The 16,177-nt window shown below is 56.0% G+C and carries 12 protein-coding genes, 2 tRNA genes and 4 other RNA genes; 11 read left to right on the top strand and 7 right to left on the bottom strand.

Translation table 11 applies throughout. The features are described from left to right. On the bottom strand, window positions 1-903 hold the full coding sequence (gene rssA / locus ACF8PE_RS13515; protein ID WP_059307700.1) for a patatin-like phospholipase RssA: 903 nt from the start codon (window positions 901-903) through the stop codon (window positions 1-3). 114 nt (window positions 904-1,017) lie between these two features. On the opposite strand from rssA, the gene ACF8PE_RS13510 reads away from it, so the two are divergent. From ACF8PE_RS13510 to ACF8PE_RS13475, 8 genes are all read left to right on the top strand, one after another. Then, window positions 1,018-1,476, top strand: coding sequence for a YchJ family protein (locus ACF8PE_RS13510; protein WP_071886439.1), 459 nt, complete (start codon window positions 1,018-1,020; stop codon window positions 1,474-1,476). Between the two features lie 46 nt (window positions 1,477-1,522). Next, on the top strand, window positions 1,523-2,365 hold the full coding sequence (gene purU / locus ACF8PE_RS13505; protein WP_032611289.1) for a formyltetrahydrofolate deformylase: 843 nt from the start codon (window positions 1,523-1,525) through the stop codon (window positions 2,363-2,365). A 156-nt stretch (window positions 2,366-2,521) separates the two neighbouring features. Further along, window positions 2,522-2,606, top strand: a tRNA-Tyr gene (locus tag ACF8PE_RS13500). A gap of 43 nt (window positions 2,607-2,649) precedes the next feature. Beyond that, window positions 2,650-2,781, top strand: a non-coding RNA gene (locus ACF8PE_RS13495) — RtT sRNA. A gap of 34 nt (window positions 2,782-2,815) precedes the next feature. After that, window positions 2,816-2,900, top strand: a tRNA-Tyr gene (locus ACF8PE_RS13490). A gap of 46 nt (window positions 2,901-2,946) precedes the next feature. Continuing rightward, a non-coding RNA gene (locus tag ACF8PE_RS13485) (RtT sRNA) lies at window positions 2,947-3,077 on the top strand. A 46-nt stretch (window positions 3,078-3,123) separates the two neighbouring features. Next, window positions 3,124-3,254, top strand: a non-coding RNA gene (locus tag ACF8PE_RS13480) — RtT sRNA. A 45-nt stretch (window positions 3,255-3,299) separates the two neighbouring features. Beyond that, a non-coding RNA gene (locus tag ACF8PE_RS13475) (RtT sRNA) lies at window positions 3,300-3,419 on the top strand. A gap of 129 nt (window positions 3,420-3,548) precedes the next feature. Here ACF8PE_RS13475 and ACF8PE_RS13470 read toward each other — a convergent pair. Continuing rightward, window positions 3,549-3,992 carry an Lrp/AsnC family transcriptional regulator gene (locus tag ACF8PE_RS13470; RefSeq protein ID WP_144882857.1) on the bottom strand — a complete coding sequence of 148 codons (444 nt, stop codon included), beginning with the start codon at window positions 3,990-3,992 and terminating at the stop codon, window positions 3,549-3,551. A 106-nt stretch (window positions 3,993-4,098) separates the two neighbouring features. On the opposite strand from ACF8PE_RS13470, the gene ACF8PE_RS13465 reads away from it, so the two are divergent. After that, window positions 4,099-4,995, top strand: a complete 897-nt coding sequence (locus ACF8PE_RS13465; protein ID WP_059307698.1) for a DMT family transporter — start codon at window positions 4,099-4,101, stop codon at window positions 4,993-4,995. Here the strand turns inward: ACF8PE_RS13465 and narI are convergent. From narI to ACF8PE_RS13440, 5 genes are all read right to left on the bottom strand, one after another. Continuing rightward, entirely contained in the window at window positions 4,992-5,669 is a 678-nt protein-coding gene (gene narI, locus ACF8PE_RS13460; RefSeq protein WP_032611294.1) for a respiratory nitrate reductase subunit gamma, read from the bottom strand. The genes ACF8PE_RS13465 and narI overlap by 4 nt on opposite strands. Then, window positions 5,669-6,379: a nitrate reductase molybdenum cofactor assembly chaperone gene (narJ, locus tag ACF8PE_RS13455; RefSeq protein WP_032611295.1), complete on the bottom strand. Its 711-nt coding sequence runs from the start codon at window positions 6,377-6,379 to the stop codon at window positions 5,669-5,671. Before narJ ends, narI begins: the two co-directional genes overlap by 1 nt. Continuing rightward, window positions 6,376-7,911, bottom strand: a complete 1,536-nt coding sequence (gene narH / locus ACF8PE_RS13450; RefSeq protein WP_032611297.1) for a nitrate reductase subunit beta — start codon at window positions 7,909-7,911, stop codon at window positions 6,376-6,378. Before narH ends, narJ begins: the two co-directional genes overlap by 4 nt. Beyond that, a complete protein-coding gene (locus tag ACF8PE_RS13445) occupies window positions 7,908-11,651 on the bottom strand; it encodes a nitrate reductase subunit alpha (RefSeq protein ID WP_032611299.1) in 3,744 nt (1,247 codons plus the stop codon). Before ACF8PE_RS13445 ends, narH begins: the two co-directional genes overlap by 4 nt. A gap of 382 nt (window positions 11,652-12,033) precedes the next feature. After that, the gene (locus ACF8PE_RS13440) at window positions 12,034-13,428 is read right to left on the bottom strand and encodes a NarK family nitrate/nitrite MFS transporter (protein ID WP_032611300.1); all 1,395 of its coding nucleotides are present in this window, start codon (window positions 13,426-13,428) and stop codon (window positions 12,034-12,036) included. A gap of 309 nt (window positions 13,429-13,737) precedes the next feature. Here ACF8PE_RS13440 and narX point away from each other — a divergent pair, with 309 nt between their 5' ends. Then, a complete protein-coding gene (gene narX / locus ACF8PE_RS13435; RefSeq protein WP_392494978.1) occupies window positions 13,738-15,534 on the top strand; it encodes a nitrate/nitrite two-component system sensor histidine kinase NarX in 1,797 nt (598 codons plus the stop codon). After that, entirely contained in the window at window positions 15,527-16,177 is a 651-nt protein-coding gene (gene narL, locus ACF8PE_RS13430) for a two-component system response regulator NarL (protein WP_032611305.1), read from the top strand. The genes narX and narL overlap by 8 nt, the downstream gene beginning before the upstream one ends.

Here is a 16,177-nt window from a genome sequence, read left to right as displayed (position 1 = left end):
TCAGGCAGAAGCCCGCACCAAAGGTAATAATTCATCCATTTTCTTTTCGACTGCCTGCGCGCCAGCAGCTATTGCCGCTTCAGCACGATGGAAATCAAGTGTTGAAATTTGTGGACAAAAAGGTTGAATCAATATATCTGGCGGGTCGCCCGCCATTCGATTGCGTTTCAGGCGATTTTCCAGCACCTGAATCGATGTCGTCATAATTTCCATCGCGGTGGGTGCGGCAACCCGTTTACGTGTCGCCGCCCTGCTCAGGCGTCCACGCAAGCGCTCATGCCACGCGAGATCGTCGAGTGCGCCGTCATCCGTTTGGGTATTTACCGGCATCAGGTCCTGCTGCATCAGATGCGCATCATGCTGGAGATCGACCGCAATCACGATATCGGCCCCCATGGCGCGGGTCAGAGAAATTGGAACAGGATTCACAACACCGCCGTCCACCAGCCAGTAGCCATTGTGCGGAACCGGTGCCATCAGACCCGGCATACTACAGGAGGCACGAACGGCAAGATGGATATCGCCTTCGGTGAACCAGATTTCCCGGCCGGTGCTGAGGTTGGTTGCGACCGCACCGAAAGGCATCAGGCAGCTGGAGAATTCGGTCAGCGGCATTACCTGGCGAAAACGGTTAAAGACGCGTTCACCGCGTAATAATCCGCCACGTTGCCAGGAGAGGTCCATCAGGCGAAGGACGTCCCAGTAGCTAAAGGATCGTACCCAGGTTTCCAGCTCGGGGAGTTTGCCACACGAATAGGCGGCCCCTACCAGAGAACCTATTGAGCAGCCTGCGACAAGATCTATTTCGATACCTAAACGTTGTAAGGCATTGATCACACCAATATGCGACCAGCCCCGGGCTGCTCCTGAGCCCAACGCCAGTCCGATTTTTACTTTTCTCATTAGCCCTGTTTAATGTCCCCTGGATTCCTGGCATAGCGTCATTGCAACCGCTCAGTTAACATAGTGCTACCCTGGCGTTACGCGCCATTCATTTTTAATTTCAGGAAGAGCATTGTGTCACAACTCTGTCCCTGCGGTAGCGCTCTGGAGTATAGCCTATGTTGCCAGCGATATCTTACTGGAGAACAGGTTGCACCGGACCCGGCCTCACTTATGCGGTCCCGTTATGCCGCTTTTGTGATGCGGGACGCAGACTACCTGGTTAAGACCTGGCATCCCTCCTGCCATGCTACTGATTTTCGTCAGGAGATCGAGTCCGGCTTTGCGAATACGCAGTGGTCCGGCCTGACTCAATACGAAACGGCAACGGGTAAGGATGAGAACGAAGGGTTCGTCAGTTTTGTTGCCCGTTTTACCGAGCATGGTAAGGCAGGTGCCATCATCGAACGCTCACGTTTCTTAAAGGAGGGTGGACGGTGGTACTATATTGACGGTACGCGTCCACAGTTCGGTCGTAATGACCCCTGCCCCTGTGGTTCGGGTAAAAAATTTAAAAAGTGTTGCGGGCAATAAGGCCTGACGACACCTTTTCAGCAAACACGCAAAGGATTTTCCGGCAATGCAATCAACACAACGCAAAGTGCTGCGCACCATTTGTCCCGACCAGAAAGGGCTGATCGCCCGTATTACCAATATTTGCTATAAGCATGAACTGAACATCGTGCAGAACAACGAGTTTGTTGATCACCGTACCGGTCGCTTCTTTATGCGTACCGAGCTGGAAGGCATTTTCAACGACGCGACGCTACTGGCCGATCTGGACGGCGCGCTGCCAGAAGGATCTGTGCGTGAGCTGACCCCAGCCGGTCGTCGCCGGGTGGTAATCCTGGTCACCAAAGAGGCGCACTGCCTTGGCGATCTGCTGATGAAAGCTAACTACGGCGGTCTGGATGTGGAGATCGCCGCGGTCATCGGCAATCATGAGACGCTGCGCACCCTGGTCGAGCGCTTTGATATTCCGTTTGAGCTGGTCAGCCACGAAGGGCATACCCGCGAAGAGCATGACAATTTAATGGCGCAGGCCATCGAAGCGCATAACCCGGATTACGTGGTGCTGGCGAAATACATGCGTGTCCTGACGCCATCCTTCGTGGCCCGGTTCCCGAACAAGATCATCAATATCCACCACTCGTTCCTGCCGGCTTTCATCGGCGCGCGCCCTTATCACCAGGCTTACGAGCGCGGCGTAAAGATCATCGGTGCTACGGCCCACTACGTGAATGACAACCTGGATGAAGGTCCGATCATCATGCAGGACGTGATTCATGTCGATCACACCTACACGGCAGAAGATATGATGCGTGCCGGGCGCGACGTTGAAAAAAATGTCTTAAGCCGTGCGCTGTATCAGGTGCTGGCGCAGCGTGTCTTTGTCTACGGTAACAGAACGATTATTCTTTAATCCTTTATAAAATGAATTGATTAGCTTTACGTCTTTGTGCGTAAAAAGCAGGCAAACGATTCAATTTAGCAAAGGAAGTCTTTACAGGGGCGTGTCATTTGATATGATGCGCCCCGCTTCCCGCAAGGAAGCAGGCCAGTAAAAGCATTACCCCGTGGTGGGGTTCCCGAGCGGCCAAAGGGAGCAGACTGTAAATCTGCCGTCATCGACTTCGAAGGTTCGAATCCTTCCCCCACCACCATTATTCACCACAGCGATGTGGTAACACCGATGAGATGTAGCAAAGTTTGCACTTATCGGGAAGGGTGAGAACCTTCGATTAAGGTTCGAGTCGAGCGTAAGCGAGACAACGTTGCCAAAGGCAACGGCCCGAAAGGTGAGGAACGAAGTGACGAATAATCCTTCCCCCACCACCATCTCCAGTAATACCTCAAAATATGAATTACCCCTGGTGGGGTTCCCGAGCGGCCAAAGGGAGCAGACTGTAAATCTGCCGTCATCGACTTCGAAGGTTCGAATCCTTCCCCCACCACCATCACTTCCAGATTAATCAAGATTTCCTGTTCGTACCATGCCTCATACATCTTCCGATGCAGGGAAGGATGAGAAGCTTCGACTAAGGTTCGATTCGAGCGTAGCGAGAAAGCGTTGCCGCAGGCAACGACCCGAAGGGTGAGGAGCAAAGCGACGAATTATCCTTCCCCCACCACCATCACTTCCTGATTGCTATAAACTTCCTGTTCGCACCATGCCTCATACATCCTCCAATGCAGGGAAGGATGAGAATCTTCGACTAAGGTTCGATTCGAGCGTAGCGAGAAAGCGTTACCGCAGGCAACGACCCGAAGGGTGAGGAGCGAAGCGACGAATTATCCCTCCCCCACCACCATCACTTCCTGATTGCTATAAACTTCCTGTTTGCACCATGCCTCATACTCTTCCAATGCAGGGAAGGATGAGAAGGTTCGATTCGAGCGTAGCGAGAAAGCGTTGCCGCAGGCAACGACCCGAAGGGTGAGGAGCGAAGCGACGAATTATCCTTCCCCCACTACCATCACTTCCAGATTGCTTTAAACTCCATATTCGCTCCACCTCACAACAGTTACAAAATAATCGCACCCTGGTCGCTTGCCACGTCAGGCAACGCCGTCACCCGGCATGATAGCTGCACCCCGGTAAATCCCTACAACGGCGGCAGCCGACGCGTGACCGGGGAGCTCTTCACAATCGAGGTATTACACTGGGCATGTTCTGCCAGTCCATCCAGCAATGTATCCAGCTGCTCTATCGAGCGCACCACCAGTCTGATGACAAAACAGTCCTCGCCGGTCACTTTGTCACTTTCTATGCACTCCGGCATCGCCTGGATATAGTTATCTACCTTATGTAATAACCCCGGCAATGGCCGCACGCGCACCATCGCCTGCAGGGTATACCCTAACGCCGCCAGGTTCACCCGGGCGCCATATCCCTGGATGACGCCCCGCTCTTCCAGCCTTTTAAGCCGCTCTGCCGTACTGGGTGAAGTCAGCCCAACCCGCCCGCTCAGCACCTTCAGCGACATCCGCGCGTCCTCCACCAGGCAGGCCAGAATCTGGCGGTCGATCTCATCGATAAGGTAATCCATAACATTCACCTAATTATAAAAGCAAATCACCCCTACCACCTTAATTCAGCGCTGTTAAACCGCACGCTTTTTTTCAACAATAAAAGCATTAATCAGGAGGTGTACGATGCGTGAAATTCAACAGGGCGTCTGGCAAATGAGCCTGGCGATGCTTATCTCCGGTTCCATCGGCGCGTTTGTTTTGCTTTCAGGCTTGCCGGTAACAGAAGTGGTATTCTGGCGCTGTCTCATCGGCGCCATTGCACTGTTTCTCTTTATTCGATTCAGTAAGCACCCTTTTAGCCCGTTAACCAAAGTCACACTGGGTCTCGCTGTTCTCGGCGGCGTCGCGCTGGTGGTTAACTGGCTGCTGCTGTTTGCCGCCTTCGAACGTATCTCAATCGGTCTGTCTACGGTGGTCTATAACACCCAGCCCTTTATGCTGGTACTGATGGGCATGTTGCTGGGTGAACGGGTGAGCCTGGTGAAATGGGGCTGGTTACTTCTCGCCTTTGGCGGCGTCGTTATTCTGCTCTCCAGCGAACTGACTGGCGGACATGAAGCCGGATGGCTGGCAGGTATCGGCCTGGCGCTGGCCGCAGCTTTCTTTTACGCCCTCACCGCCATTATCACCCGAAAATTAAAGACCATCGCGCCACAGCACATTGCCTTTATTCAGGTCCTGACTGGCGTGGTGATGCTCCTGCCGCTGGCGCAGATGCCAGCCTTCTCGACCGATTTCCCGTGGGGGATTTTATTGACGCTGGGCATTGTCCACACCGGAGTCATGTACCAACTGCTTTATAGCGCCATTCAGAAGCTCCCTACCCCCATTATCGGATCGCTGTCGTTTATCTATCCGGTTGTCGCGCTGATTGTCGATAATCTGGTGTTTAACCACGCGCTGAGCTTCACCCAGTTAGCTGGCGGGGCGTTAATTCTGCTGGCGGCAGCGGGAAATAATCTCGGCTGGGGCGAAAAAAAACCCCGCCAGAGCGGGGTTCAGATTAAAACAGCGGATTAGCGACGGGCACGCACGATCTGATATCTGCGCGTCAGGTACTCCACCGGCGCGCTCCAGATGTGCACCAGACGGGAGAACGGGAACAGCAGGAACAGCGTCATACCCAGCACCAGGTGTACGCGGAAGATAAAGGCCACACCGTCCAGATGTTCAGACGCACCGCCGTGGAAGGTCACCACGGATTGCGCCCAACCCACCAGCTTCAGCATTTCGCTGCCATCCATGTGTTGCGCAGAGAATGGAATGGTCAGCAAGCCCAGCGCGCACTGCACCATCAGCAGGGAGAGGATCAGAATGTCTGCCCCGGTGGTGGTGGCCCGCACACGCGGGCTGAACAGACGACGCTTCAGCAGCATCAGGCCACCCACCAGGGTCATCACGCCGCAGGCCCCCCCGGCAATCATCGCCATCTTCTGTTTTACGTCCATCGGCAGGAAGGATTCATACATCCAGTGCGGCGTCAGCATCCCGAGGAAGTGACCGGCAAAGATACCCAGGATCCCGATGTGGAACAGGTTCGATGCCATGTTCATCCCTTTGCGATCCAGCATCTGGCTGGAGGCGGCACGCCAGGTGTACTGACCGTAGTCGTAACGCAGCCAGCTACCAATCAGAAATACCGAACCCGCAATATACGGATAGATATCGAAGAAGAACATATTCAGGAAGTGCATTATTGCTGTCCTCCGTTAGAGATATTCAAATATTGCGGGGCAACGGCACCGGCAAAACGACGCTGGTGAGCGGAGATTTCCGACTCGCCGCAGCTCTGGTCAGCAAAGAACTTCACCTGCTCCTCTTCCCAGACTGCATCCAGGGCCTGGGGAGTATCATCCCGGGCTTCATCCGCGATTTTCTCCGCCACTTTTTCACTGTCGACCGAGGCGTTTGCCAGCTTCACCAGCAGATCGAACAGCACGGCGTAGCGGCTTTCACGCTGTTGCAGACGTGCTCCCAGCAACGCCAGGATTGGCGCGATATCCTGCAATCCGCCGAGCGCCTCCTCTTTCGGCAGTTGCGCCAGATACTCAAGGTACAGCGGCAGGTGATCGGGCAGCTCGCGGCTGTCGAGCTGCATACCATGCTGCTCATACTGTGACATCAGGTCGACCATCGCCTGACCGCGATCGCGGGATTCGCCGTGCACGTGTTCAAACAGCAGCAGCGAGGTGGCGCGGCCGCGGTCAAACAGCTGGCTGTAGTCAGACTGGGCATCCAGCAGATCACGCGCCAACAGATCGCGCAGGAAAACGCCCAGGGTCTGGGCATCCTCTTTCTCCAGGTTTTCCGATGACGCGAGTGCATCGAAGAGTTCCTGTTGATGCTGCGCAAGCGCAGCATCCGGATACTCGAGCAGACGCGAAACAATGACAAGTTCAATCATTGGTGCGGCTCCGTTTTGCTGGTCACATCCATCGCATCAATGCGGCGGCTGTTGAACAGGTTGAATTTGTTGTCTGAACCGTGGCAACCGTCGCCGAAGGTAAAGCCACACCCGCTTTTTTCCGGGAAGGCTTCACGGGCCAGTTCACGATGGCTGCTTGGCACCACGAAACGATCTTCGTAGTTAGCAATGGCCAGATAACGATACATCTCCTGGGCCTGCGCTTCGCTTAAGCCCACCTCTTCCAGCGCGCGGGTATCGATGACGCCGTCAACGGTCTCCGCACGTTTGAAGTGGCGCATGGCCAGCATACGTTTCAGGGCCAGGAGGACCGGCTGGGTGTCACCTGCGGTCAGCAGGTTCGCCAGATACTGCACAGGGATACGCAGGCTTTCGACATCCGGCAGAATACCGTTGCTACCCAGCTCGCCCGCATCCGCCGCAGACTGAATCGGTGACAGCGGCGGCACGTACCAGACCATTGGCAGGGTACGGTATTCCGGGTGCAGCGGCAGGGCCAGCTTCCAGTCCATCGCCATTTTGTACACCGGAGACTGCTGCGCCGCGTCGATTACGCTCTGCGGAATGCCGTCTGCCAGCGCCTGAGCGATCACTTTCGGATCGTTCGGATCGAGGAATACGTCCAGCTGACGCTGATAGAGATCTTTCTCATGCTCGGTGCTTGCCGCGTTCTCAATGGCGTCTGCGTCATACAGCAGCACACCCAGGTAACGGATACGCCCTACGCAACTTTCGGAGCAGACGGTTGGCATCCCGGCTTCGATACGCGGATAGCAGAAGATGCACTTCTCGGACTTACCGCTCTTCCAGTTGAAGTAGATTTTTTTGTACGGGCAGCCGGTGATGCACATACGCCAGCCGCGGCACTTATCCTGGTCGATCAGTACGATGCCGTCTTCTTCACGCTTATAGATGGCGCCGCTCGGGCAGGTGGCGACACAGGCCGGGTTAAGGCAGTGTTCGCACAGGCGCGGCAGATACATCATGAAGGTGTTTTCGAACTGGCCGTACATCGCCTTCTGCATGTTTTCGAAGTTCTGGTCTTTGGCGCGTTTTTCGAACTCGCCCCCCAGAATCTCTTCCCAGTTTGGCCCGCTGGTGATCTTGTCCATGCGCTGGCCAGTGATCAGCGAGCGTGGGCGGGCGATCGGCTGGTGTTTGCTTTCCGGCGCGTTATGCAGGTTCTGATAATCAAAATCAAACGGCTCGTAGTAATCATCGATGCCCGGCAGATGCGGGTTAGCAAAGATTTTACCCAGCAGCAGCGCGCGGTTACCCATGCGTGGCTGCAGTTTACCGTTGATTTTACGGATCCAGCCGCCCTTCCACTTCTCCTGGTTTTCCCAGTCGGTGGGGAAGCCGGTACCCGGCTTGCTTTCCACGTTGTTGAACCAGGCGTATTCCATACCTTCGCGGCTGGTCCAGACGTTTTTACAGGTGACTGAGCAGGTGTGACAGCCGATGCATTTATCCAGATTCAGCACCATGCCGACTTGTGAACGAATTTTCATTTTACGCTCTCCTGTACCTGGTCATTACCTTCGCCGTCTAACCAGTTAATATTCTTCATCTTACGTACCACCACGAACTCATCGCGGTTCGATCCTACGGTGCCGTAGTAGTTAAAGCCGTAGGCCAGCTGCGCATAGCCGCCAATCATATGGGTCGGTTTCGGCGTAATACGGGTCACGGAGTTGTGGATCCCGCCGCGCTGCTCGGTGATTTCTGAACCCGGCAGGTTCACGATACGTTCCTGCGCGTGGTACATCATGGTCATCCCGGCAGGCACACGCTGGCTCACTACTGCACGAGCGGTGAGCGCCCCGTTGCTGTTGAACACTTCGATCCAGTCGTTATCTTCAATCCCCAGATCTTTGGCATCTGCCTCGCTCATCCAGACAATCGGGCCGCCGCGCGACAGGGTCAGCATCAGCAGGTTGTCGCTGTAGGTCGAGTGAATACCCCACTTCTGGTGCGGCGTCAGGAAGTTCAGCGCCTTCTCCGGGTTACCGTTAGATTTCTTGCCCATCACGGCTTTCACCGAACGGGTATCGATAGGTGGACGATAAACCAGCAGGCTTTCACCGAAATCACGCATCCACTGATGATCCTGGTACAGCGACTGACGGCCAGTCAGGGTACGCCATGGGATCAGCTCATGAACGTTGGTGTAGCCGGCGTTGTAAGACACATGCTCATCTTCAAGTCCTGACCAGGTCGGGCTGGAGATAATTTTGCGCGGCTGGGCCTGAATATCGCGGAAGCGGATCTTCTCGTCTTCTTTATTCAGTGCCAGATGCGTATGGTCACGACCGGTAAATTCACTCAGCGCTGCCCAGGCTTTCACCGACACCTGACCGTTGGTTTCCGGTGCCAGGGTAAGGATCATCTCTGCCGCATCAATCGCCGTGTTCAGCATTGGCTGGCCTTTGGCCGGGCCGTCTGCTTTGGTGTAATTGAGCTTACGCAGCAGATCCATTTCGCTCTGGGTGTTCCACGCAATGCCTTTACCACCGTTACCGATCTTCTCCATCAGCGGGCCGATAGAGGTAAAGCGCTCATAGGTTGCCGGGTAATCGCGTTCAACCGGGATGATGTGCGGTGCGGTCACGCCCGGGATCAGGTCGCATTCGCCTTTTTTCCAGTCCTTCACGTCCAGCGGCTGGGCCAGTTCAGCGGCGGAGTCGTGCTGGATTGGCAGCGTCACCACGTCGGTCTCTTTGCCCAGATGTCCTACACAGACTTCGGAGAATTTCTTCGCGATATCTTTGTAGATATCCCAGTCGCTTTTGGATTCCCATGCCGGGTCAACGGCGGCTGAGAGCGGATGAATAAACGGATGCATATCCGAGGTATTCATGTCGTCTTTTTCATACCAGGTGGCGGTAGGCAGCACGATATCGGAGTACAGGCAGGTGCTGGACAGACGGAAGTCCAGGGTCACCACCAGATCCAGCTTGCCGTCCAGACCGTTATCTTTCCACTCCACCTCTTCTGGCTTCACGCCACCCTGCTTGCCAAGATCTTTGCCCTGGATACCGTTTTCAGTGCCCAGCAGATACTTGAGCATGTACTCGTGGCCTTTACCGGACGAGCCGAGCAGGTTGGAACGCCAGATGAAGAGGTTACGCGGGTGGTTTTTACCGTTTTCCGGCTGTTCCGCCGCGAAACGAATCGAGCCTTCTTTCAGGGATTTGACGGTGTAATCAACCGGCGTCATGCCTGCTTTCTTCGCCTCTTCTGCGATGCGCAGCGGGTTGGTTCCCAGCTGTGGTGCAGACGGCAGCCAGCCCATGCGCTCTGCACGCACGTTGAAGTCGATCAGGTGGCCGCTGTAGCGGGATTTATCTGCCATCGGCGACAGCAACTCCTGCGCGGTGACCGTCTCGTAACGCCATTGACTGGAGTGGTTATAGAAGTAGGAGGTGCTGTTCATGTGACGTGCCGGACGCTGCCAGTCAAGGGCAAACGCCAGCGGCTGCCAGCCAGTCTGGGGACGCAGTTTTTCCTGGCCGACATAGTGCGCCCAGCCGCCGCCGCTCTGACCGACGCAGCCGCAGAAGATCAGCATGTTGATCAGCCCACGATAGTTCATATCGAGGTGATACCAGTGGTTCAGACCGGCACCCACGATGATCATCGAACGACCGTGAGTTTTATCCGCGTTATCGGCAAACTCACGTGCGGTACGGATGATCTGCGCCCGCGGTACGCCGGTGATCTGCTCTGCCCAGGCCGGGGTGTAGGCTTTCACGTCGTCATAGTGCGTCGCACAGTTTTCATCGTTCAGACCGCGCTCCAGGCCGTAGTTGGCCAAAGTCAGGTCGTAAACAGTGGTCACCAGCGCGGTGGAACCATCCGCCAGCTGCAGGCGTTTTGCCGGCAGTTTGTGCATCAGGACGTTTTGCAGTTGGACCTTGTTGAAGTGCTCAGAGCCTTCACCGCCAAAATAAGGGAAGCCAACATCGGCGATCTCATCCTGGCTGCCCAGCATGCTCAGGCGCAGTTCGGTCTCAACGCCTGTCGTACCATCACGCTGTTCAAGGTTCCATTTACCTTTTTCACCCCAGCGGAAACCGATAGAACCGTTAGGCGCCACCAGCTCGCCGTTGCTGTTACAGGCAACGGTTTTCCATTCCGGGTTGTTTTCCTGGCCCAGCGCATCCACCAGGTCGGCGGCACGCAGCATACGGCCAGCGGCGTAGTAACCGTCGCGCTCTTCCAGCATGACCAGCATCGGCATGTCGGTATATTTGCGCACGTAATCAGTGAAGTACTGGCTTGGCTTATCGAGGTGGAATTCACGCAGCATTACGTGGCCCATCGCCAGCGCCATCGCGGCATCTGTACCCTGCTTCGGTGCCAGCCACAGGTCGCACAGTTTGGCGATTTCAGCGTAGTCCGGGGTCACGGCAACGGTTTTGGTGCCTTTGTAACGCACTTCGGTAAAGAAGTGGGCGTCCGGGGTACGGGTCTGTGGAACGTTAGAACCCCAGGCGATGATGTAGCTGGAGTTGTACCAGTCAGCGGATTCAGGCACATCGGTCTGCTCACCCCAGGTCTGCGGAGACGCTGGCGGCAGATCGCAATACCAGTCGTAGAAGCTCAGGCAGGTGCCGCCGATCAAGGAAAGGTAACGCGCGCCAGAAGCATAGGAGACCATCGACATCGCCGGGATTGGCGAGAAGCCCGCGACACGGTCCGGGCCGTAGGTTTTGACGGTATAGACGTTAGAGGCAGCAATCAGCTCGTTCACTTCCTGCCAGGAGGAGCGTACAAAGCCGCCACGACCGCGAGCCTGCTTGAAGCTTTTCGCTTTGTCGGCGTCTTCGATAATGGATGCCCAGGCATCAACCGGATCGCTGTGCTGCACTTTCGCTTCACGCCACATTTTCATCAGGCGTTTACGCATCAGCGGATATTTCAGACGGTTGGCGCTGTAGAGATACCAGGAGTAGCTGGCGCCACGCGGACAGCCGCGCGGTTCATGGTTCGGCATATCCGGGCGGGTGCGCGGGTAGTCAGTCTGCTGCATTTCCCAGGTCACCAGACCGTTTTTCACGAAAATCTTCCAGCTGCATGAGCCGGTGCAGTTTACGCCGTGGGTGGAACGGACAACTTTGTCATGCTGCCAGCGCTGACGGTAACCGTCTTCCCAGTCCCGGTTGGTTTCCAGAACCTGGCCGTGCCCATCGGCAAAAGTCTCGCCCTTCTGTTTGAAGTAGCGAAACCGGTCCAAAAATTTGCTCATCGGGTATCTCCTGTGTGGAGCCTGTGGCTCTCTAAATCGACATTGCTGATTTGCAGCGAAGGTAACGCTATGAAAGATGGTGGGAATTGATAACGATCAAGTGGAACGGGGGATGTAAAAGGAGGCTAATCCTTGTCTACCTCTAAAGCGGTACAAGCATATTCATCGCAACCACCTGTTATATATCGTTATTTTTTATTTATCCTACAAAAGAGCGCGAAGCAGACAGGCGCAGTGGTATTAAGGGGTAGAACATCCTGTTCAGCGATGGCGATCACAGTGGCGACCATGATAGATGCAGTAACCACCATCAGTATGTTGTAACTAAATGCGACCTAAAAAAAGCGCGGCACCAGGCCGCGCAAACGGATAATCAACTTACTTACTTTTTATTAGAATTGCGTCCGTATACCAGCCAGGTGACAAACACGCAGACGATATAGAAAACGAGGAACACTTTCATGGCGCCCGCCGGTGAACCGGTCAGATCCAGAGAGATGCCAAAGGCTTTAGGAATAAAGAACCCACCGATTGCGCCAATCGCAGAGATAAAGCCCAGCGCGGCTGCGGTGTCGGTGGCCGCTTCACGCATCGCCTGCTGTTCGTTGCCGCCCTGCGCTTTTACGCGATCCATCGTCAGCTTACGGAAGATGACGGAAATCATCTGGAAGGTCGAGGCACTACCCAGTCCGGCGGTCAGGAACAGGACCATGAACACTGCGAAGAAGGCACCAAAGTTACCGCCCACGCCGTTAACCGGCAGGGTCATAAACAGCAGGGCACAGAAGATCGCCATCACCACAAAGTTCACCAGTGTCACGCGGGTGCCGCCCAGACGGTCGGAAATCATCCCCCCGGTGGAGCGCGCCAGTGCGCCAATGAACGGGCCGAAGAAGGCATAGTGCAGGATCTGCACGTCCGGGAACTGGGTTTTCGACAGCATTGCAAACCCGGCAGAGAAGCCGATAAAGGAGCCGAACGTCGCCAGATAAAGCAACGCCATGATCCACAGATGGGCGCGCTTCAGCACCGGCAGTTGTTCGCTCAACGACGCTTTAGACGCCGCCAGATCGTTCATACCGAACCAGGCCGCCAGAGTAAATACCACCAGGAACGGCACCCAGATCCACGCCGCATTTTGCAGGAACAGGTACGAGCCATCGGCCTGCTCAACGCCCGCGCCGCCAAAGGCTGCAAAGATAGAGACGGAGATCGCCAGCGGCGCAATCAACTGCATCACGCTCACGCCCATATTGCCCAGGCCGCCGTTGATGCCCAGCGCCCCACCCTGTTTCTGTTTCGGGAAGAAGAAGCTGATGTTCGCCATGCTGGAGGCAAAGTTAGCGCCTGCAAAGCCGCACAGCAGGGAGATAATCACAAAGGTGCTGAAAGGAGTAGAGGTATCCTGTACCGCAAAGCCCAGCCATACGCACGGAATAATCATGATCCCGGTACTAAAGGCAGTCCAGCGGCGACCGCCGAAAAGCGGCACCATAAAGGCATAAGGCACACGCAGCAACGCACCGGAGAGCGCCGGTAGCGCCGTTAACATAAACAGCTGGTCGGTGGTAAATTTGAACCCCACTTTGGGCAGGTTAACCGCGACGGCACTGAACAACATCCAGACGCAGAACGCCAGCAGCAGACAGGGAACCGAAATCCATAGATTACGACTGGCTATACGTTGGCCGCGCTGTTGCCAGAACGCCGGATCTTCCGGGCGCCACTCCGTAATAACCGGGCCAGAATCCCTTTCGGGGGTAGTTGAGTGACTCATAGACACCTCTGATTCTTAAAAGATGCTACAAAGATCAGGGTTTTAAGCAGACAGGAAGTTGATGTAAATCAAGGGGAAGGCGGGCAGATTCTGCGCCAAAAAGTCGCTATACTCCCTGGTGAGTAGCGTATTCCGTTAAAAAAGGTGTGGTTTTTCACGGCGCTGCTACTCCTGACTACCCCCCTCCTTCCATTCGTCCGACAAATGGCAATTAGTGGGTAATCCTTTTGGGGTATGGGTATACTCCAGGGGATGCCTGAGAATAGGCCGCTTGCCGGATTCAGGCATTGTCAGGAGCCAGACTGCCCTATGTTTAAACGCTGCTTTTCACCGCTAACGCTGGTTAACCAACTGGTATTGATTGTCATGCTGTCCACCGCAATTGGGGTGACGGGGATGGCAATTTCCGGCTGGCTGGTCCAGGGCGTTCAGGGCAGCGCGCACGCTATCAACAAAGCCGGTTCGCTGCGCATGCAGAGCTATCGTCTGCTGGCGGCGATCCCGCTGAAAGCCAAAGATCAGGGCCTTCTTACAGAGATGAACGCAACGGCGTTCAGCCCGGCACTGGAAAGCGCAGCACAACGCGATAATCAACAGGCGCAGCTGAAAGCCCTCCAGGATTACTGGCAAAATCAGCTGGCACCGGGGCTTCAGCAGGCGCAACAGCCTGACGCGGTCGCCAGTGACGTCGCGGCTTTTGTCAGTCGCATCGATAACCTGGTCTCCGCCTTCGACAGCAATACCGAACAACGCATTGAACGGGTGGTGCTGATGCAACGGCTGATGGTGCTGTTTATGGCGCTGCTGCTGGTGTTTACCATCCTCTGGCTACGTGCCAGGCTGCTGCACCCCTGGCGGCAGTTGCTGGCGGTGGCCCGCGCCGTTACCCAGCGCGATTTTACCCAACGCACCCACATCAACGGGCGCAATGAGATGGCCATGCTCGGCGACGCACTGAACACCATGTCTGGCGAGCTGGCCGAAAGCTATGCCGTGCTGGAGCAGCGGGTGCGGGAAAAAACCGCGGGGCTGGAGCAGAAAAACGAGATCCTCTCTTTCCTCTGGCAGGCCAACCGCCGCCTGCACTCCCAGGTGCCGCTGTGCGAGCGCCTCTCGCCGGTGCTAAATGGGCTACAGAATCTGACCCAACTGCACGATATTGAGCTCCGGGTGTATGACAGTGAAGATGAAAAAAATCACCAGGAGTTTACCTGTCAGTCCGACGCCAGTTGCGATGAGATTGGCTGCCGTCTCTGCCCGCGCGGCCTGCCGCCGCTGACCACCAGCGGAACAACCCTGAAATGGCGCCTGGCCGATAACCTGACGCAGTACGGTATTTTACTGGCGACCCTCCCCGCCGGACGCCATCTTAGCCACGATCAGCAGCAACTGGTGGATACCCTGGTAGAGCAACTGACCGCCACGCTGGCGCTCGACCGCCACCAGGAAAAACAGCAGCAGCTGATTGTCATGGAAGAGCGCGCCACCATCGCCCGCGAGCTGCATGACTCCATCGCTCAGTCGCTCTCCTGCATGAAGATGCAGGTCAGCTGCCTGCAGATGCAGGATACCGACCTGCCCGAGAGTAGCAAACAGCTGCTGAGCCAGATCCGCAACGAGCTGAACACCTCCTGGGTGCAACTGCGTGAACTGCTGACCACCTTCCGCCTGCAGCTGACAGAACCCGGCCTTCGTCCGGCGCTGGAGGCCAGCTGTCAGGAGTTCAGCGCCCGACTCGGCTTTACCGTGTCGCTGGACTACCAGTTGCCGCCCCGTTTTGTGCCTTCTCACCAGGCCATTCATCTGCTGCAGATCGCCCGGGAAGCGTTAAGCAACGCGCTAAAACACGCCGGGGCGACGGCGGTTTCGCTCACCGTCAGTCAACACGACAACCAGGTCAAACTGGTGGTACGTGACAACGGCCGCGGGTTACCGGCCAACGCCGAACGAAGTAACCACTACGGTCTGATTATTATGCGTGACCGCGCGCAGAGTCTGCGCGGAGATTGCCAGGTCCGTCCCGGCGAGTCTGGCGGAACGGACGTCATTGTCACCTTTATTCCCGAAAAGCCTCTTTTCACTGCCCAAGGAGAACACCATGTCTAATCAGGAGCCAGCCACAATCCTGCTAATCGACGACCATCCGATGCTGCGCACCGGCGTAAAACAACTTATCAGCATGGCCTCGGATATCACCGTCGTGGGCGAAGCCAGTAACGGCGAACAGGGCATTGAACTGGCCGAAGCGCTCGATCCTGATTTGATCCTGCTCGACCTGAATATGCCCGGTATGAACGGCCTGGAAACGCTCGATAAGCTGCGCGAGAAATCGCTCTCCGGGCGCGTGGTGGTGTTCAGCGTCTCCAATCATGAAGAGGACGTGGTCACTGCCCTGAAACGCGGCGCCGATGGTTACCTATTGAAAGACATGGAGCCGGAAGATCTGCTGAAATCCCTGCAACAGGCGGCGGCGGGTGACATGGTGCTGAGCGAAGCCCTGACCCCGGTGCTGGCGGCCAGCCTGCGCGCTAACCGCGCCACCTCCGACCGCGACGTGAGCCAGCTCACCCCGCGCGAGCGCGATATCCTTAAGCTGATTGCCCAGGGCCTGCCGAACAAGATGATCGCCCGCCGTCTTGATATCACCGAAAGCACGGTCAAGGTGCATGTGAAGCATATGCTGAAAAAGATGAAGCTTAAATCACGGGTCGAAGCTGCGGTGTGGGTGCATCAGGAACGCATTTTCTGA

It is taken from the genome of Leclercia sp. GLN_9, assembly GCF_043105735.1.
GTDB classification, from domain to species: domain Bacteria; phylum Pseudomonadota; class Gammaproteobacteria; order Enterobacterales; family Enterobacteriaceae; genus Enterobacter; species Enterobacter adecarboxylatus.
The sequence above is the reverse complement of the archived record's forward strand: the minus strand, read 5'-3'. Positions and strand labels throughout refer to the sequence as shown.